Annotated in this window: 17 protein-coding genes; 13 read left to right on the forward strand and 4 right to left on the reverse strand. The window is 34.7% G+C overall.

Annotated features, from left to right (window positions below; genetic code table 11):
- Positions 1–64 precede the first annotated feature (64 nt).
- The 6 genes from tnpA to CLU81_RS12190 all read left to right on the forward strand — a co-directional run bounded on the left by tnpA (position 65) and on the right by CLU81_RS12190 (position 4685).
- Positions 65–523 (forward strand): IS200/IS605 family transposase, encoded by a 459-nt coding sequence (tnpA, locus tag CLU81_RS12165; RefSeq protein WP_099710055.1) that lies wholly within the window; start codon positions 65–67, stop codon positions 521–523.
- Positions 524–738: 215 nt separating this feature from the next.
- Positions 739–1680 carry a DUF4421 family protein gene (locus CLU81_RS12170; RefSeq protein WP_099710056.1) on the forward strand — a complete coding sequence of 314 codons (942 nt, stop codon included), beginning with the start codon at positions 739–741 and terminating at the stop codon, positions 1678–1680.
- A 65-nt stretch (positions 1681–1745) separates the two neighbouring features.
- Entirely contained in the window at positions 1746–2633 is an 888-nt protein-coding gene (locus tag CLU81_RS12175) for a fructose bisphosphate aldolase (RefSeq protein WP_099712743.1), read from the forward strand.
- A gap of 108 nt (positions 2634–2741) precedes the next feature.
- Positions 2742–3734 (forward strand): porphobilinogen synthase, encoded by a 993-nt coding sequence (hemB, locus tag CLU81_RS12180; RefSeq protein ID WP_099710057.1) that lies wholly within the window; start codon positions 2742–2744, stop codon positions 3732–3734.
- A 3-nt stretch (positions 3735–3737) separates the two neighbouring features.
- Positions 3738–4139, forward strand: a complete 402-nt coding sequence (locus tag CLU81_RS12185) for a c-type cytochrome (protein WP_099710058.1) — start codon at positions 3738–3740, stop codon at positions 4137–4139.
- 93 nt (positions 4140–4232) lie between these two features.
- Complete coding sequence (locus CLU81_RS12190) at positions 4233–4685, forward strand: GyrI-like domain-containing protein (protein ID WP_099710059.1); 453 nt, start codon at positions 4233–4235, stop codon at positions 4683–4685.
- A gap of 343 nt (positions 4686–5028) precedes the next feature.
- On the opposite strand, the gene CLU81_RS12195 is transcribed toward CLU81_RS12190, so the two are convergent.
- Positions 5029–7089, reverse strand: a complete 2061-nt coding sequence (locus CLU81_RS12195; protein WP_099710060.1) for a M13 family metallopeptidase — start codon at positions 7087–7089, stop codon at positions 5029–5031.
- A 196-nt stretch (positions 7090–7285) separates the two neighbouring features.
- On the opposite strand from CLU81_RS12195, the gene CLU81_RS12200 reads away from it, so the two are divergent.
- The 5 genes from CLU81_RS12200 (at position 7286) to CLU81_RS12220 (ending at position 11814) form a co-directional block, all read left to right on the forward strand.
- Positions 7286–8212 carry a DMT family transporter gene (locus CLU81_RS12200; protein WP_099712744.1) on the forward strand — a complete coding sequence of 309 codons (927 nt, stop codon included), beginning with the start codon at positions 7286–7288 and terminating at the stop codon, positions 8210–8212.
- Positions 8213–8577: 365 nt separating this feature from the next.
- The gene (locus CLU81_RS12205; RefSeq protein WP_099710061.1) at positions 8578–9243 is read left to right on the forward strand and encodes an SCO family protein; all 666 of its coding nucleotides are present in this window, start codon (positions 8578–8580) and stop codon (positions 9241–9243) included.
- Between the two features lie 103 nt (positions 9244–9346).
- Positions 9347–9586, forward strand: a complete 240-nt coding sequence (locus tag CLU81_RS12210) for a FeoA family protein (protein ID WP_099710062.1) — start codon at positions 9347–9349, stop codon at positions 9584–9586.
- Entirely contained in the window at positions 9586–11685 is a 2100-nt protein-coding gene (gene feoB, locus CLU81_RS12215) for a ferrous iron transport protein B (protein WP_099710063.1), read from the forward strand. Before CLU81_RS12210 ends, feoB begins: the two co-directional genes overlap by 1 nt.
- A gap of 6 nt (positions 11686–11691) precedes the next feature.
- The gene (locus CLU81_RS12220; RefSeq protein WP_338140824.1) at positions 11692–11814 is read left to right on the forward strand and encodes a FeoB-associated Cys-rich membrane protein; all 123 of its coding nucleotides are present in this window, start codon (positions 11692–11694) and stop codon (positions 11812–11814) included.
- Positions 11815–12435: 621 nt separating this feature from the next.
- On the opposite strand, the gene CLU81_RS12225 is transcribed toward CLU81_RS12220, so the two are convergent.
- From CLU81_RS12225 to CLU81_RS12235, 3 genes are read right to left on the reverse strand one after another with little or no spacing between them, the layout of a single operon-like run.
- Positions 12436–14904: a TonB-dependent receptor domain-containing protein gene (locus CLU81_RS12225; protein ID WP_369804794.1), complete on the reverse strand. Its 2469-nt coding sequence runs from the start codon at positions 14902–14904 to the stop codon at positions 12436–12438.
- The gene (locus CLU81_RS12230; protein ID WP_099710065.1) at positions 14843–16210 is read right to left on the reverse strand and encodes an HTTM domain-containing protein; all 1368 of its coding nucleotides are present in this window, start codon (positions 16208–16210) and stop codon (positions 14843–14845) included. The genes CLU81_RS12225 and CLU81_RS12230 overlap by 62 nt, the downstream gene beginning before the upstream one ends.
- Positions 16211–16212: 2 nt before the next feature.
- Entirely contained in the window at positions 16213–17331 is a 1119-nt protein-coding gene (locus tag CLU81_RS12235; RefSeq protein ID WP_099710066.1) for an imelysin family protein, read from the reverse strand.
- A gap of 129 nt (positions 17332–17460) precedes the next feature.
- Here CLU81_RS12235 and CLU81_RS12240 point away from each other — a divergent pair, with 129 nt between their 5' ends.
- On the forward strand, positions 17461–18639 hold the full coding sequence (locus CLU81_RS12240; RefSeq protein WP_099710067.1) for an imelysin family protein: 1179 nt from the start codon (positions 17461–17463) through the stop codon (positions 18637–18639).
- Between the two features lie 68 nt (positions 18640–18707).
- Complete coding sequence (locus CLU81_RS12245) at positions 18708–20105, forward strand: di-heme oxidoredictase family protein (RefSeq protein ID WP_099710068.1); 1398 nt, start codon at positions 18708–18710, stop codon at positions 20103–20105.
- Positions 20106–20119: the final 14 nt, after the last annotated feature.

Consider the following 20119-nt stretch of genomic DNA (forward strand, 5'->3'; position numbering starts at 1 on the left):
TAGTCGTTTTGTAGATTTATTTTATTAAACTCCATTGGAGTGAAATCTTTTAAATCAAAATTTTATGGCAAATACCTATTCGCAATTGTATATTCATATTGTTTTCGCTGTTAAAGGCAGACAAAATTTAATTTCAACCGTTTGGAAAGATGAAGTTTATAAATATATTACAGGAATTGTTACAAATAAAGAGCAAAAATTAATTGTCATTAATGGAATGCCAGATCACGTCCATATTTTAATTGGTTTAAAACCTAACAAATCCATATCTGATTTAGTTAGAGATATAAAGGCTAATTCATCTAAATTTATAAATGATAAAAAGTGGGTTAATGGTAAATTTGAATGGCAAACCGGATTTGGAGCCTTTTCTTATAGTCATTCTCAATTAACGAATGTTATAAAATATATTCGTAATCAAGAAGAACATCATAAAACAAAAACATTCAAAGAAGAATATATTGAATTTTTGAAATTATTTGATGTTGACTTTAAAAATGAATATTTGTTTGAGGAGGTTTAATATTTCGCTCCGCGGGAGCTTTGATAAGAATGTGGACTAATTAGCTATAAATATAATGCTCCAATGGAGCTCCAATTGAAACACAACCAGAGCTTTTTAAAGCATGAATAAATCCCAGAGGGATGCAATATTTATAGAAATTTATAGGTTTATTTTATTGAACCCCATCGGGGTGACATATATAAACACTAATATTATTATTTGAATAAAATTTAATGGATCTAAAACTGATTTATATAGTGTTTTTTGGAGGCGTTTTTGGGTGTTTTGCTCAGAAAGATTCGCTTCAAAATCCCTATTTTAAATCTTATAATGACAACGTTACAGCCAGCGCTTATTATTTAGACACTTCTAATAATTTTCAGCTTGGTTTTACAATAGATGGACAAAAAAAATACATCGACCTTAATCCAAACCGAAAAGAACAGCTTGGTTTAAGTTTAAGTTACAAGTTCATAGATATAAGTTTTGGTTTTGCTCCTAAGTTTTTCGATATAAACAGAGACAATTCAAATTCTAAACTATTTAGTTTCAACACCCGATTTTATTATAAAAAATGGATGCAATCCTTCACTTTTATTAATCAAAAGGGGTTTTATGCTTATGATTCCGGTATTACTGTAGATTTTCCGCGAATGCGAACTACAAAAATTGGCGGAACAACTTCATATATTTTCAACAAGAATTTTTCTTATAAAGCATTGGTCAATCAAAACGAATGGCAAACGAAGAGTTCCGGAAGTTTTATTCCCACTTTTTCGTTTTATTATACCAATTTGAATTTGAACATTGAACCAGATTCTTCAAACGGAGATATCTATGTTTTTTCATTAGCTCCCTCCTATTTTTATAATTTCGTAATTAGTGATCGCGTTTTAATAGGAACCGGACTTGCTTTTGGTGCCGGAATCAATGATGTCGATGGAGATGTTTCGGCGTTGTATCAATTAGACTTCAATTTAAAGCTTGCCTATAATAGAGATCGGTTTTTTGCTTATGCGAGCTTAAACACACTTAATTTCGTTCAGAATGACGCTGCAGAAGCACGACTGAACGATAATATTTCAACTTTAAAATTCAGTATTGGTTATCGATTTGATCCTCCAAATAAAGTAAAAGAAGTTTATGAGGAGATAAATAAAAAAACAGGCTTATAGTTATTTCAATTCAACTAAAATTTTCATTCTACAATTTAAACTAAAATGTTATGGAAAAGAGAAATATAAACACGGTACAATTAGATCGTATGCATTCCGGAAAAGGTTTTATCGCCGCACTAGATCAAAGTGGCGGAAGTACGCCAAAGGCATTAGCACAATATGGCGTACAGGAAAGCAGTTTTTCGAATGAAGAAGAAATGTACACTCTTGTGCACGAAATGAGAACCCGAATTATCAAAAGTCCTGCGTTTGATAGTGAATATATTTTAGGAGCAATTTTGTTTGAAAATACTATGGATCGCAAAATAGACGGACAATGGACTGCCGACTATTTGTGGGAGAAGAAAAATATAGTTCCTTTTCTAAAAGTTGACAAAGGTCTTGCTGATCTTGCAAATGGTGTTCAACTGATGAAACCTATTTCTAATCTAGACGAATTGTTGACGCGAGCTGTAGAACGAAATATTTTTGGAACCAAAATGCGTTCTGTTATTAAAGAAGCAAATGCAACAGGAATTCGCGAAGTTGTAGAACAGCAATTTGCGGTTGGTTTACAAATCTTCGAAAAAGGACTTGTGCCAATTATTGAACCTGAAGTTGATATTTACAGCGTTGATAAAGAAAAATCAGAAGCAATTCTAAAAGAAGAAATCAAAAAGCAACTTAGTTTATTAGACAAAGATGTCAAAGTGATGCTGAAATTGTCTATTCCAACTGTGAATGATTTTTACAAAGAACTAATCTCTGATCCACATGTTGTGCGTGTTGTTGCTTTATCCGGAGGTTACGGACAAGATGAAGCCAATGATAAACTATCGCAAAATCACGGATTGATAGCAAGTTTCTCAAGAGCATTATCTGAAGGACTTTTTGCAGATCAATCTGATGCTGAATTTGACGCTAAAATAGGTAAAACAATCAAAGAGATTTACGAAGCTTCAATAACATAAATAAGTCGAAAGTTAAAAGTCATAAAGTCAAAAGGCTTAGCAAATCAAAAAATTAAGACTATAGAAAAATCTAAAATCTACAGTCTAAAATCTAAAATTTAAAATATTATGTTCCCATTACAAAGAAACCGTCGTTTAAGAACCAATGAATCTATTCGTTCCTTAGTTCGTGAAACTAGTTTGAGCCCGCAAGATTTTATGCTTCCAATGTTTGTTGCGGAAGGAAAAGGTGTAAAAGTTGCCATTCCGTCAATGCCTGGAATTTATCGTCATTCTTTAGACAATACGATTAAAGAAGTAAAAGAAGCTTGGGATTTAGGAATCAAAGCGGTGAATATCTACGTAAAAGTAAGCGACAGTCTTAAAGACAATAAAGGTGTTGAAGCCTGGAATAAAGATGGTTTGATGCAACAAACTATTCGTGCGATTAAAGATGCAGTTCCTGAAATGATTGTTATGCCGGATGTGGCGCTTGATCCATATTCAATTTATGGCCATGACGGAATTATCGAAAATGGTCAATTAATCAATGATGCAACTGTTGATGCTTTAACCAGAATGAGTTTGAGTCATGCTGAGGCTGGAGCCGATTTTGTTGCGCCAAGTGACATGATGGACGGAAGAGTTTTGGCAATCAGAAAAGCATTGGAAGAAAACGGACATCATAATGTGGGAATCATGAGTTATAGTGCCAAATATGCTTCGGCATTTTATGGTCCTTTTCGTGATGCTTTGGATTCTGCTCCGGTAGATTCTCAAAATATTCCTAAAGATAAAAAGACATATCAGATGGATTATGCAAACCGAATTGAAGGAATTCGTGAAGCATTATTAGATGTTGAAGAAGGTGCAGATATTGTAATGGTAAAACCTGGAATGGCTTATTTAGACATTGTTCGTGAGGTAAAAAATGCCGTTCATGTGCCTGTTGCTGTTTACCAAGTATCTGGTGAGTACGCTATGGTAAAGGCTGCAGCCGAAAGAGGATGGTTAGATCATGATAAAATTATGATAGAGCAACTATATTGCATTAAGCGCGCAGGAGCAAGTATTATCTCAACTTACTTTGCAAAAGAAGCTGCTGTAATCTTAAATAAATAGTCGATGAAAAAAGTATTATTCTTATCTGCCGTTTTAGCATTTGCATCATGTAAAAAAGAGTCAACTGAAAACCCAACAGAGAATTCAACAGAATCATATTCCGAAGGAGAATCGGCGAAAGCCAAAACTCCGGAAGCTTTAGGAAAAGAAATTTTTGAAGGACAAGGAAACTGTATTTCATGTCATCAGGTTGATCAAAAAGTAATTGGACCAAGCTTACAGGAAATTGCAAAAACCTATAAAGACAAAAAAGGTGATATTGTAACTTTCCTAAAAGGAAATGCAGAACCAATTGTTGATCCAAGTCAGTTTGCGGTTATGAAAACCAATATTCCGATAACGCAGGCAATGTCTGATGAAGAATTGAAAGCTATTGAAACTTATATTTACAGCAACTTGAAATAATAGTTGTTTAAATTATCTTTTGAAATTCACTGCTGACATACTGTTGTCACCAACTGATTATACATTTGGATTCAAATAAATAATTTAGGCACAATGGACATTCAAAAATTCAACATTATTGGAATTTCGGTTAGAACAACTAACGAAAACGGGCAATCAGGACAAGATATTCCTGCGCTTTTGAAGAAATTTATAGGAGAAGGAATTGCTGAAAAGATTCCCAATAAAATAAGTAACGATGTTATTTTCGTTTATACGGATTACGAAAAGGATCATACAAAACCATATACGACCATTTTAGGATGTCCGGTAGAAGGTTTAGATTCAATTCCCGCAGAAATGACTGGTAAAACAATTGAAGGCGTTCATTACGAGAAATTCGTTGCAAAAGGAAACCTTACTGAAGGTGCTGTTTACAAGGAATGGATGAAAATCTGGAACTCAGATCTGGACAGAAGCTTTACTTCTGATTTTGAAATTTACGGAGAGAAAGCTCAGAATCCTGAAAATGCAGAAGTTGACATTTTCATCGCAATAAATAGATAAAACAAAAACGGCGCTAAGATTATTAGCGCCGTTTTTTATTTTATATATCCCAATTCCTTTTGTTCCATAGGAACATTTCATCGGTAGAAAATTATATTAATATTGGCATTTTACGTTCCGTAGGAACGTGTGAGATCATCATTTTTTTCAACAATCCAGCATATCAAAAGTTCCTACGGAACGTAAACGTGACTGATCGCTATTTTTTACCGATGAAACATTCCTACGGAATGATAAGCTGGTGTAGAAAAAAATGAAAAGCTTTGTTTTCATTACATTCTTATAAAAAAAGGGGCTTTCTCAACTTTTGAGAAAGCCCCTTTTTATATCATACAATAAAAGATTACCAGATTTTAACTCGTTTGTCTGGACTTACATACATTTTATCTCCGGCTTTAATTCCGAAAGCATCGTAAAATGCATCAACATTTTGAAGTGGTACATAAGCTCTGTACATTCCTGGAGAATGCGGATCTGTTTTTACCTGATTTTTAATCGCTTCATCTCTTGATTTAGTTCTCCAAACCGTAGCCCAAGAAATAAAGAAACGTTGCTCAGGAGTAAATCCGTCGATTAAAGCTGGTCTTCCGTGTGCTTTCAAATACAATTGTAAACCATCGAAAGCAGCATTTATTCCACCTAAATCACCAATGTTTTCACCTAAAGTAAATTTACCATCAACGTGAATTCCAGGTAAAGGCTCTAAAGCACTGTATTGATCTGCAAGAGCAGTTCCTAAAGCTGTAAATTGTTTCAAATCTTCAGCAGTCCACCAGTCAACAAGATTTCCGTCGGCATTGTAACGTGCTCCAGAATCATCAAAACCATGTGAAATCTCATGTCCGATTACAGCTCCAATTCCACCATAATTTACAGCTTCGTCAGCTTGGTAATTATAGAATGGAGATTGTAGAATCGCCGCAGGGAAAACAATTTCGTTATAAGACGGGTTGTAATAAGCATTTACAGTTTGTGGTGACATTCCCCACTCTGTTTTATCAACCGGTTTTTTCAATTTCTCGATATCTTCCTTAAAAGTCCATTTTGATAAATTGCGTACGTTCTCAAAATAACTTCCGCCTTCAGTAACACTTTTAATTTCAAGAGCCGAATAATCTTTCCATTTATCAGGATAACCTACTTTAATGGTAATTTTATTTAATTTCTCGATTGCCTTTGCTTTTGTTGCAGTTGACATCCAAGTTAGATTGTTAATACGGTTTTGGTAAGCCAAAATCACATTATGAATCATATCCAAAGCTTTTGTTTTTGCTTCAGCAGGAAATACTTTCTCTACATACAATTTACCAAGAGCTTCTCCAATTCCACGATTTACAACAGACAAAGCATTTTCTTCACGAGGTAATTGTTTAATTGCTCCTCTTAAAGTTTTGCTGTAAAAGTCAAAATTTGCAGTTTCAATATCTGTAGTTAATTGTGATGTTGATCTGTTTAATAAAGTCCATTTAAGGTATTCTTTCCACTGAGCAACTTTGTTTTCAGTAAGAATAACTTGTACAGCTTTCATATAACGTGGTTCTGTTACAATAACGCTGTCTAATTTTGCCAAACCAAGACCCGTAAAATAAGCATCCCACTTAATAGCCGGAGTTAATTTTTGAAGATCCGCAATTGTCATTGGGTTGTATTGCAAACGGCTGTCTCTGCTCTCAACACGGTCTAATCTTGGAGCTGATAAAGCAGTTTCTAAAGCTAGAATTTCAGCAGCACTTTGTTTTGCTTTTGCTGGAGTTTCTCCAATAAACTGCATCATTCTTGCTACGTGAAGCTCATATTTTGCACGTTTTTCTTTAGAATCTTTATCGTCTGAAGTGTAGTAATCTTTATCAGACAATCCTAATCTGCTTGTACCAAGAGCTACAGAATTCTTAGAACTGTTTTTGTCATCGGCACCAATGTAGATTCCAAAGAAGTCATTTCCTCCTTCAGGTTCCATTTCAACCAAATATTTTTGAAGATCTGCTACATTTTTGATCGCATCGATTTTCTTTAAATAAGGCTGAAGTGGCGCAACTCCTCTTTTGTTTCTTCCTACTGTATCTAAAACAGTATTGAACAAATTCACTGCTTTACCTTGATCAGTGTTTGATTTATACTTTGGATTTTTTGAAGCATCCTTCAAAATTGCCATTGCATCTTTATCTGTTTTTTTGATTAGTTCGTTAAAACTTCCCCAAGTTGTTCTGTCACTTGGAATTTTAGTTTCGTCCAACCAGGTTCCGTTTACATATTGGAAGAAATCCTGGCTCGGGCTAATTTTCGTATTCATATACGAAACATTAATTCCCGGTTCTTTTGGAGCTGTGCTCTGAGCTTGAACTGCAGTAAAAGAAAGTATTGCAGAAAAAGCACAAAACAAGGGTTTAGTAATCTGTTTGTTCATTTTCGAGTGTGTTTTTTGTGTACATACAAACTTATTGTTAATATTCTAAAAAATATGTTAAAATTCCGCAATAATATTCTCGCATTTTTGATGAAAATACATCATTGAAACCAGCTAATATTTTCATGAATATATGTTCGCGTTTTCCTTTTTAATTGGAATTGTTTTTAGAATATTTGTTAAAAAAAATAACACCGTGAGAACTAGGATACAAATTGCCTTTTCAGGAAAAGTTGAAGCGATCGGACTTCCGATTCTAGCTTTATTTTGGGTTAGCTTTTTTTGGGGCACAACCTGGTTGGCTTCAAAAGAAGGAGTAAAACATATGCCGGCTTTGCAATTGGCAACAATTCGTCAGTTTTTAGGCGGAATCATGTACGTTGGTTATTTTATAATCAAAAAAGAACCTTGGCCAAAAGGCAAACAATGGAGCACAATTCTGATTTTGGCAATCTTGAATTTTTGCTGTAGTAATGGTTTAAGTACTTGGGGCGTAAAATATATCAGCAGCGGATTGGGCGCTATAATTGGTGCTATTTTCCCAATCTGGATTGTTATCATTTGCTTTTTTAAAGGTGAACGTATTGCAAAATTGGCGGTTACGGGACTTTTAATCTGCTTCGGCGGAATCTGCATAATTTTTGCGGATCATCTTGGTGATTTCCTGCGACCGGATTTTCAATTTGGAATTTTCTTGTCTGTTGCTTCAACTATAACTTGGGCTTTTGGAATTTTGCATACAAAGAAAAAAGCAGCAAGTTTCAATCCATATTTTAGTTTAGGATTGCAAATGTTGCTTTCGAGTTTTATCCTTTTCGGAATTACAGAAACTGCGGGAATGAATATCTCTTTGTCCGAAATTCCTTTAACTTCTTGGTGGGCAATTGGGTATCTGGTAATCATTGGTTCGATCTTGACTTTTATTGCTTTTATATATACGTTACAGCATCTTCCAACGGAAGTCAGTAGTATTTATGCTTACATGAACCCGATTGTTGCTATTATTCTAGCCTTTTTCATTTTCGGAGAACCGCTTACTCAATCAATTGTTATTGGAGTTGCGGTAACTTTGATGGGATTGTATTTGGTAAATAAGTCTATTCGAAAATCTAAATTGAAGTAGTTTGCGAGATGGCACGCGGATGACACGGATTCGCTTTGCGAAAGCACGGATTTACACAGATTTTTTTATTGTATAACTTTATTAAATTGGCGATCTACTTTGAGGGTCTTCGACTTCGCTCAGACTGACAATAGAAACTTGAAAAAACTTTGCGTCTCTGCGTCTTTGCGAGATTAAAAAAAAGGTTTAAAAAAGAAAATCAGCTTTAATCCGCGTCTTCGCAAAGCGAATCCGTGTCATCCGCGTGCCATCTCGTAATCCAATCGTAAGAAAGCGATTTAAAATCACATCCAAATTCTGTTAAAAAGCGTTATAATTAAGGCTTTTAAAAACCTCTTTTCGTATTTTTGCGCCAAATTGCATTTATGAAATCCCTTCTATATAAATACCGAAAATTCTTTATTGTTTTAATTGTATTTTCTGCTGTAACAATTTCCTTATTTTATTCGGCTCTAAAGCCACAAAAAACATTACCAATTTACAATCCAGCCGATGTAAATCCTGAATTAGTAGATAGCACAATTCAATACAAAAGCAAATACCACACAATTGCCGATTTTAAGTTTGTCAACCAAAACGGCGATACTATTACTCAGAAAAACTACGAAGGAAAGATTTATGTAGCTGATTTTTTCTTTACGACTTGCGGATCAATTTGTCCAAAAATGTCAACCAATCTTGAAGAAGTTCAAAAAGCAATTTTAAACAATCCGAAGGTAATGTTGCTTTCACATACTGTTTTCCCAGAGGTTGACAGTATTCCGGTTCTTAAAGCATATGCAATAAAACATCATGTTGTAGACAGCAAATGGAATTTGGTTACAGGCGATAAAAAAGAGATTTATACAATGGCCAGAAAATCTTATCTCGCGGTAAAATTAGGTCGACCAGATCAGTTGTACGATATGGTTCATACAGAGAATTTTGTTTTGGTAGATCAAAAAAGACGTGTTCGTGGTTTTTATGACGGAACAAATAAAGAAGAAATTAAACGTCTTATAGAAGACATCAATTTCTTGTGTCAAGAGTAAAATCCCTTATTTTTAGAAAGATTTAGCATTTACAAAAGTGTTAAATGCCTTGCAATAAAGAATAATTGTCTATTTTTGTAATCTAAATTCAATCTAAATAAGCTTGCAAAATACAATCCATACCCTCAAAAAAGGCGAGAAAGCCATTATCAAAGATTTTGATATCGATTTGATTCCTTTAAAACTATTAGAGATGGGTTGTTTGCCGGGCAACTTAGTCCAATTGCTTCAAATTGCTCCTTTTGGAGATCCATTATATTTAGATATTAATGGCTCGCATGTGGCCATTCGTGTTGAAACTGCTCGTGAAATTGAAGTTGAACTTATCAAAACCAATTTGTAATGAGCATTCAAAATATCAATGTCGCCCTTATCGGAAATCCAAATACCGGAAAAACGTCTGTTTTTAATCAACTTACAGGACTAAATCAACAAGTGGGGAATTATCCCGGAATTACTGTTGAGAAAAAAATGGGGTTCTGTAAATTACCACACAACATCAAAGCTAACATTCTGGATTTACCGGGAACTTACAGCTTGAATGCCAGTTCTATGGACGAAAGTGTTGTAATCGAGCTTTTGCTGAATAAAAACGACAAATTATATCCTGATGTTGCAGTTGTGGTTACAGATGTTGAAAATCTGAAACGAAATCTACTGATTTATACTCAAATAAAAGACCTTGAAATTCCAACAATTTTAGTCATTAATATGTCTGATCGAATGGAAAGTAAAGGAATTACGCTTGATATTCCTTTTTTGGAAGAAAAACTAAAAACTAAAATTGCTTTAGTCAGTTCACGGAAAGGTTTAGGAATCGATCATTTGAAGGAATTAATTGTCTCTTACAAAACGATTCCGCATGAACCATGTTTGAATGCTTCGGTTATTGACGCTCAATATTTTGAAAAATTACAACATGCTTTTCCAAATCAATTATTGTACAAATTATGGTTGGTTATTACGCAAGATGTGAATTTTTCGAATTTAGATCGAAATGAAATCAGAAGCACTTTTACCAAATCACATTCCGAATTAAAGCGCTTACAGCAAAAAGAAACTATAAAACGCTATCAATTTATAAATGATGTTTTAAAGCAAGGTTTACAGGTTGATGAATCAATGGCAAAAGACATCAGAGCCAAGCTTGATCGTGTTTTGACTCACAAAGTTTGGGGTTATGTAATTTTCTTAGCCATCTTATTTTTGATTTTCCAATCGATTTTTAGCTGGTCAACGATCCCAATGGATTTCATTGACAGCACTTTTGCCTCTTTAAGCAGTTGGACCGCTCAGGAATTACCAACCGGAATTCTAACGGATTTACTTTCGCAAGGAATTATTCCGGGAATTGGCGGAGTTATTATATTTATTCCGCAAATTGCTTTCTTGTTTCTGTTTATTTCTATTCTTGAAGAAAGCGGTTATATGAGCCGTGTTGTCTTTTTGATGGATAAAATCATGCGCAAGTTTGGTCTTTCCGGAAAAAGCGTTGTGCCTTTAATTTCAGGAACTGCTTGTGCAATTCCGGCAATTATGGCAACAAGAAATATCGAAAACTGGAAAGAACGTTTAATCACAATTTTGGTTACTCCGTTTACAACGTGTTCTGCCAGATTACCGGTTTATACGATTATTATCTCTTTGGTAATACCGGATGAACGCCTTTTTGGAATATTAAATATGCAAGGATTAGCATTGATGTTATTGTATCTTTTAGGTTTTGGAACTGCAATTCTTTCTGCTTATATCTTAAACAAAATACTAAAAATAAGCGCCAAAACATATTTCGTTGTTGAAATGCCAAGTTATAAACTTCCTCTTTTAAAGAATGTTGGAATTAATGTGGTCGAAAAAACGAAAGCGTTTGTTGTTGGAGCCGGTAAAATCATTTTGGCGATATCTGTTATTCTTTGGTTCCTGGCTTCTTTTGGTCCCGGAGAAAATTTTAATGAAGCAGAAACTATTGTAAAAGAACGATTTGTAGACAAACCTCTAACCGAATTAGAATTCGAAAATGAAGTTGCTTCTCAAAAACTGGAAAACTCTTATATTGGAATCATGGGAAGAGTAATCGAACCTGCGATTGCACCATTAGGTTACGACTGGAAAATTGGAATTGCAATTATAAGTTCATTTGCTGCACGTGAGGTTTTCGTGGGAACTCTTGCTACGATCTACAGCGTTGGAAACAGTGATAATGAAGCAACTATAAAAAGCAAAATGCAGGAAGAGATAAATCCGCAAACGGGTAAAAAGATCTTCAATTTTGCGTCTGGGATTTCATTGCTGCTTTTCTATGCTTTTGCGATGCAATGTGCGAGTACGCTCGCGATTACCAAAAAAGAAACCAACTCTTGGAAATGGCCGGCAATGCAACTTGTTCTTATGAGCGGACTTGCTTATTTTGTTGCGCTTATAACCTATCAACTTTTAAAATAAACAATCATGGTACAAGAAATTATTGCCTTTGCTATATTATTTATTGCCGTTGGATTTTTAATCAAAAAGTTCTTCTGGAAATCTAAAAAGAAGAAAGATTGCGGCGATGGAAATTGTGGGTGTTCGTAGGAGAAAGGTACTAAGGTTCTGAGATTCTAAGGGACTAAGATGCTTGATTTTTTAAATATTAAATGGAATAAATTCCATTATTGTGATTCTCATTCTTCTTCAACGGATTAAAATCCGTTGCTACAAAATAAATCGTTCCTCCGGAACTTTACTCAGAAAAGCTTTAATCTTCAATTATATTATAGGGATGGATTTTTATCCGTCCTTTTTTTATGCGTCAATTTTATGTTTTAATATCTAATTTGGTAAAACCATTATTGTAAACAATAGACTAAAATTGGTTATTGCCGAAAGAACGTTTCTCTAAGTTTTACAAAAGAACTCTTGACTTATTTTGATATAAAAATAGCCTCTACAGGTATTTCAAACGCGATATAACGGATAATTTTGGAAAACTTTAAAATCCAAAAAAATGCCGCAATTCGAAAAAATGGAGATAATCCGCGACAACAGAGTATCACGCTTATTATGGTTTATGTTAGGCTTCTTATCTGCCTCAATCATTTTTTATTTCTATGCGTGAAATAATTAAATTCAAGATCTTCCTTAAAAAAATTTAACGCCTTAATCCTGAAGCTTCAGAATTAAGGCGTTAAAAGGAAAAATTATAATTCAGCGCTTTTAAAACACGAATTCTAATGTGGTATAAAACGTTCTGGTATCTGATGGGATAATTCCCGGTCCCGGATAACCCGTTGCACGTCTTGTGAAATATTTATTGTCGGTAAAATTGGTAACTCCGGCTTCTAATTTCCAATTTCTCCATTTGTATGAAGAAGAAAAATCTGCTACATAATACGTTGGAATTTTTCCTGCGATTCCACTACTTATTGCATTCATACTCTCAGTCTGATTGGTTGCATCGGTAAATTGCGATGTTACATACGTAAGCTGAATACTCGACATGAAATTTTTGTAACCAACTCCGGTTCCGGTTTTGATATTAAAAAGCGGAACAAATTCTACTTTATTTCCTTTAACACCAAAAGCTTGTGATTTTAAATAATCGGAATCTGTGATAGCAACATTCGAAAATACATTCCAGATTAAATCCGTGTTTGCTTCAAAGAAAGTTTTGCTTAAACTCCAATCAATCATTGTTTCGAAACCATAGGTAATAGCGGTTCCAATATTATCTCTCACCATAGTTGTAATTCCTCCTGCATTTTTGGTCCAGTAATCGCCAATTTTATCATTATAATACAAAGCATAAACACTCGAATCAAACCTAATTTTATCGTTTATCTGACCTCGAATCCCAATATCTGAGGTAAAGCCTTTTTCATCTGTAATATCGTCTGAAATCGCATAACTGGAATAAACGGTTCTAAGATCACTAAATGTTACAGAACGGTAGTTTTGCGAAATGTTTCCGTAAAATTCAATTCCGCCTTTTGGTTTATAGCTTAAGCCAACTCCAAACAAAAAGAAATCACGATTTCTAACCGTATTTTCTACAACAGTTTTATCTAAAATAATATTTCCGGCGCCGTCAAAATTAATTTTTCTATAACTTCCGTTCGCTTGCGTTTTTATATTCTCATATCTAAATCCCGGTGTAATCGAGAATTTAGAAGATACTTTAAAGATATTTTCTCCAAAAACCGAAAAATTCAAATTTGGATATTTATAATCGGATTGGCTTGGATATTGAGGAAATTCGGCTGTAGCCAAATTAAAATTGGCATCACTTCCTGAACTTCCCGGACCTTGAATACCTGTATTTTGCGCCTGATAATACTTAGCTCCAATCAGGAAAGCATTCGAATTTCCGTTGATAGTATACTTTTTCAAATAACGAGCTTCTGCTCCCCAATTGACAAAATCTCCCAAAATCAAATCACGAACTCCTCCCGGATCTGCCATTTCAACACGATTTGGTCTGAATCCAACTGTTTTTCGACTTGCATCTAAACCGAATAATTGCAAAGAGAAATCGGCGTCATTAGCAAAATGATGTTTGAAACGCAATGCAAATAAATTCCAATTTACAGTAAACCAATTTCGGGTTCTGTTACTTTGAGTAGGATCTTCCTCAAACATTTCATCTGTTAATCCGCCTGCTTGCTGCGCAACATAATCAAAATGTGTGTAATCAAAATGTACAGATGTGTTCTCGGTAAATTGATAATTCAAATTCGCAAAATAGTTTTTACTATGAAAAGCAGAATTCGGACGGAAACCATCTCCTTGTTTATAATTAAAAAAAGTATAGTAACTAAATTTTCCTTTTGTACCGCTTAAACTCGTAAAATTGGTATACAAACCGTATGAACCAATTGTGTTGCGCTCCCCGAGTTCAATTGGTTTTGTACTTGGACTTTTGGTTTTAAAATTGATTAAACCTCCAAACTGAGTTCCATATTGCAAAGAAGCTGCTCCACGAACAATCTGGATTTCATCCAGAGATTCTGCCGGCGTTGCGTAATAGCTTTCGGGGTAACCCAAAACATCAGCACTAATATCATAACCGTTTTGACGTGTATTAAAATTGGCGCTTCGGTTTGGATCGAGACCACGACCGCCAATACTCAATTGCAAACCTCCATCTGAACTTTCGTTAATAGTCAATCCCACAACTTGCGCATAAATCTGACGCGGATTGTTTGCCGCTTTATTTGCCGTTAGTTTATCAACCTTAACGACCTCTGTTTTTTTACCGGCATAAATAGCCGTTTCTTCAATGTCTTTTAGTTTACTAAGTGCAAAAACTTTATCTCTTTCATTCTTGACAACAACTTCAGACAAATTAGTAATCTTGCTTAAAGTAATTACCAAACCAGAACTTGGAGCCGAGATTTCCTGCTCTAAAACAGAAAAATCATCCTTATAAAAAACGAAAGTATAAGTTCCTGAATTAGCCACTACAATATCAAAACTTCCTTCTTTATTGGTGGTGATTTTACTTCCGTTTGATTTATTGTATACCTCAACATAAGATAATTTCTCGCCGGATTCTCCCACCAAAACTCCGGAAACATGAGTTTGAGAAATGGCACTTAATGAAAAAAGTAAAAATATAATAAAGCTAAAATCCTTTAATTTCATCATTGAAAGGTAAAATCCAGGTTTTGTGATCGAATGATTCATTTTCTTTTGCGAGGTTAATGTTTTGGTCTATATAAAGTTTGCTTAATCGTCCGTTAAGTGCGACGTAGCCTTCTACGTGAACTTCGGGATCGTTAAAGCCTTGTTTTTGATAATAATCGTGTAAAAAATGGGCGTATTCTAAAATAAAGTCGGGTTGAAATGACATTTGTTTTTCCTGAAAAGCGGTCAGAAAATTTCCGTTGTTTACTTTTATCTGTTTTTTGGTTTTACTGTCTTTAACCGTAAATTGGGTATAACCCGCTTTTTCCATTAGCATTACACGCCATGAAAAACGAAAACCTTCTTCGGTCCAGAATAATTCTCCGGGATATAATAAATAACGAAATGGGAATGTTAACTGAAAAATCAGGAAACAAACCAGAATTGCCATTTTAGCTTTGTAAAGTCCTGTAAACTCTATTACTTTTTCTTTCCCATTTTCGAATACATTCAAACTAAAATGAAAAAGTCCGGCGATATAATTCAGGCATTTTTTGTGAAAATCACTTTCAAAAAACAACAATGAACTTACAATCATTACATAAGGGAAAACGCCGATTGGGAATAAGATTTTGGTCAATACATGAAAAACAACAACCAAAACAAAGGCAAATGTTCGTGTTCGTTTGTAAAGTAATAAAAATGGAATACTTAAATCGTAAATCATTCCGCTCCAGCTAAAGGCAAAATGAATCCAGTTTTCATTTAAGAAGCCACCAATTATTGGCAAGGTATGATTTGTTGGAAGCCAAATTTTTAATGGCATCGCTTTGAAAAGCCAATCGGAATTGATCTTTGCTAAACCAGCATAAAAATATACGATTCCTAAAAGCAGTTTTAAAATATCAGTCGTCCAACGTGGAATCTTTTGGAAGGCAATTTTAGGATTTCGGTAAGCATCAATTGAAAAATAAGCATTCGCCGGTAGAAAAATCAGCACGAAACTTATCACTGAAATAAAGTAATAATGGTTAAGATAGGTCGTCTTATCCATTAGTTCGATATAAGTAAAACTAAGGAAGAATAACGTTGATGCAACTTTGTAACGATAACCAACTGCAACTGCAATTGATGAGAGCATAGCTACCACAAAAAGCAGGTAAGTGGGCGTCCCGAAAGGCTTTACCCATTCGAAGCCATAATAGGTAAAATGAAAAATTGGCTCGATATAAAACTTTTCTACCCAATTGTAACTCATAAAACGAACCAAACTGAGTGTCATCATAAAACCAAACGCCAGCCTAAAAAAAGCTAGCGTTGCGGCATGAGTGTTCGTTTCTAAATATTTTATAATGTTATTTTTCATTATTAGTCGCCATCGCCATCTACATAATCAATTGTTATGTTGAGCGCTTGCAGCATATTCAGTTTTGTAGAACCTACGGCTTGTTGTAAAGCTTTATATGCTGTAATAACTTTAGTGTTATCTGTGTTAATCTGATCGGCCAGACTTGCATTCAAATCATTATTTGCTGCAAAAACCGCCGCATATTGTGTGTTGATTATGTCGCTTAATTTTTTCCCGTCAGCAGTAGCATTTACAAAATCTAAATATCTTTTTAAACTTTCGCCCGTCGTTGTTGCGTTAAAATGTTTTCCGTTAAAGAAATCCTGAGATGCTTTTATTGAGATGTTAAGCAATTCTTTAGAGGCATTTCCTTTGTATATCGCTTCAGTTTTTTCAGGGAATTTAACTCCTTCTGAATCTACACCTGCTGGAATACCCAATTTTAGCGTACGAATGTCTTTCTCTAAATTCTTAACAAAATTATTGGTTGTAACATTTACCGCACCACCTACAGAAGTTCCTGTGTTAGAAACATAAGCAGCTCTGTAACCGCCTTTCCAATCTGTAACTACTGCATCAATCGTAGTTTTAAGTTTTCCGGTTACATCAACTAAGTATTTTTTATAGTTTGATGCTTTTGCATTTGTAGTATAAAAAGTCACGATTGTTGCATCATCGGCACCTAAACCATTTAGCAAATAATCCAATGCGGGAAAACCTTGTTTAGCATATTGTGCCTGAAGACTTAGATTATAAGTTCCTGAAGTTATGTTTTCCTCGATACCAGTTTTACTGGTTGGAAAAGTATTGGCGATTTCTTTCAGGTTAACATCTAAGGCTTTTCCAAAACCATAAATCGCAACATATTGATATGCTTTATAAGCTTCATACCAACTTGTTCTCAGGGTTTGCAAAGCAGTTGTTGTAGGTGTAGCTGTAAAATTTGCAGCGTCTGTTGACAATATTGCTAATTTTGCCTGATAATTTTCATAACTCGGAATGATGATATTGTCTGCCCAATTGGCTAAAAGAGCGCCACGATCATAATTTTTTCCGCCTGAATTATCTCCACCACTATCTCCTGATGAACAAGCGATTACAGTTCCTATCAAAGCTAAAAGGAAAATTATTTTTTTCATTTTGATATAAATTTTGACAAAAATACAAAAGCACATTTAACTTAAGCATATTTATTCTAAATAAAATTTGGGAGAATGTAAGAAATAGTTACTTTTGCTTGAATTTAATCATTCTAAATAAACCGAAATATGAAAAACCTATATCCAAAAGTTGCTTTTGCGTTATTTGCAGGGCTTACTTTTTTTGCTTGCAGCAGTAACGACAACAATGATTCTAACAGCGTTGCCACAAAAAAACAAGTTATCGAAAATTACTCAAACATCGTTTATGCTAACTACAAACAAGCTTATGATGATGCTGTACTTTTAGAAACAGCTATTAAAACATTTACAACGACTCCTACTGATGCAAATTTCACGGCTGCAAAAAATGCCTGGAAAGTTTCAAGAGAAAGTTACGGTACTACTGAAGCATTTCGTTTTGCAAACGGACCAATTGATGGAGATGAAACTGGACCTGAAGGTCTTTTGAATTCTTGGCCATTGGATGAGAATTTTATTGATTATGTTGATGGAAATACAAATGCAGGAATCATCAATGATTTAGTTGAATTTCCAGTAATTAATAAATCATTACTAGAAGGTTTAAACGAAGATGGTGGTGAAAAAAACATTAGCGTTGGATATCACGCAATTGAGTTTTTATTATGGGGACAAGATTTAACTGCTCCATCTGCAAAGCTTCCAGGACAAAGAAAATTTACTGATTATGTAACTGGTGCAACCGGAACGGCTGCAAATCAAGGAAGAAGAGCAGATTACCTAAAAGCTTGTGCTGATTTATTGACTGATAATTTAGATTATTTAGTACAACAATGGAAATCTGGCGGAACTTACAGAACTAAATTTTTGGCTTTGCCTGAAGATACAGCTATCAAAAATATTTACTTAGGAATTACAACTCTTGTTACTGCCGAATTGCCAATTGAGCGTATGGAAGTAGCTTTAGAAAATGCTGATCAGGAAGACGAACATTCTTGTTTTAGTGATAATACACACAGAGATATTGCTTTGAACTTGCAAGGAGTTATCAATGTTTACCAAGGAAAATATGCAAATGTTGAAGGACCATCTTTAGAGGATTTAGTAAAACAAGCTGATGCTGCAACTTACGATGAAACATTAACTTCATTGAATTCTTCTACTACAAAAGTAGCTGCAATTTTGACTCCGTTTGACTTGGCTATTTCTGGTGGACCTGATTCTTCAGAAGGCGCAAAAGTAAAAACTGCTGTTCAGCAATTACTTAATTTTGGTGCTACTTTATTAAAAGGAGCTTCAAAAATTGGAGTAACTGTAAACGGTTAAGCAAATACTAAGAAAAAAATTAAAACAAAAAGTGTTCCTTTGCGGGAGCACTTTTTTAGCATAGTACCATGAAGAATTTTACCACTTATTTTCTTGTTATTCTGAGTCTTAACTTTTATAGCTGCAGCAATAATGATGATAATTATACTCCGCTAACGGCTGAAGATCGCGAACAGTTTTCGGGAGGAGATGCTACCGTTTTTAATGTTAGCGAAGAAGCATTTGGATTTTCTATCGCGTCTTTGAATTTGGATGAGCAAACAGATTTTGGAGTAGGAAATTCTTTTTTCAGGCAAAGTTGGATTTCTGCGCCATCTTCAACTACTGCACGAGATGGTTTAGGACCTTTTTTTAATGCTATTTCGTGTGCAAGCTGTCACTTTAAAGACGGTAGAGGAAGACCACCGGCATTTGATGGCGAATTAGGTAAAGGTTTGCTTTTGCGTTTTTCTCTAAACGGACAAGATGCAAACGGGCTCGCATTTCCTGATCCTGTTTATGGCGGACAATTGCAAGACAATGCAATTCTGGGGCAAACTCCGGAAGGGCAATTTAAAATAAGTTACCAGCAAACTTCAGAAACTCTGGCTGACGGAACGGTTGTCACTCTACAAAAGCCAACTTATACAGTTACCAATTTAGGTTACGGACCTTTGGCAAATGTGCAGGTATCACCACGTATTGCAAATCAAATAATTGGATTAGGTTTACTGGAAGCAATTCCTGAAAGTACTATTTTAGGTTTTGCCGATGAAAATGATTCTAATAAAGATGGCGTTTCAGGAAGACCAAATTATGTTCATGATTTTGCAACGAATACAACACAAATGGGACGTTTTGGATGGAAAGCCAATCAGCCAAATGTACGTCAACAAGTTGCGGGTGCTTTATCCGGAGACATGGGAATTACTTCTACTTTGTTTCCGAATGAAAGCGGTCCTTTTGGAGTTGATTTAACAAAAATTCCGAATGGAGGAACGCCCGAAATTTCAGAAATTAACTTAAACCGAATGGCTTTGTATTCGCAAACATTGGCGGTTCCGGCTCGTAGAAACTATACAGATCAGAATGTACTTAAAGGTAAAAAGACTTTTGAAACGATCCAATGTACAGCATGTCACATTCCAAAGATTCAAACTGGAAATACCCATTCTATAACATCACTTCGCAATCAAACGATTCGTCCTTATACGGATTTATTGTTACACGATATGGGAGAAGGTTTATCTGATAATGCAACTGATTTTAAAGCAACGGGATCTGAGTGGAGAACACAACCTTTATGGGGAATTGGTTTGATACAAATGGTAAATAAACACACTAATTTATTGCACGACGGAAGAGCAAGAAATGTCGAAGAAGCAATTTTATGGCACGGCGGCGAAGCTCAAAATGCAAAAGATAAATACAAAAAACTGTCAAAAGCAGATCGTGATGATTTATTAGCATTTATTAATTCACTTTAATTTTCAAGTAATCA

The organism is Flavobacterium sp. 9 (assembly GCF_002754195.1).
Taxonomy (GTDB): domain Bacteria; phylum Bacteroidota; class Bacteroidia; order Flavobacteriales; family Flavobacteriaceae; genus Flavobacterium.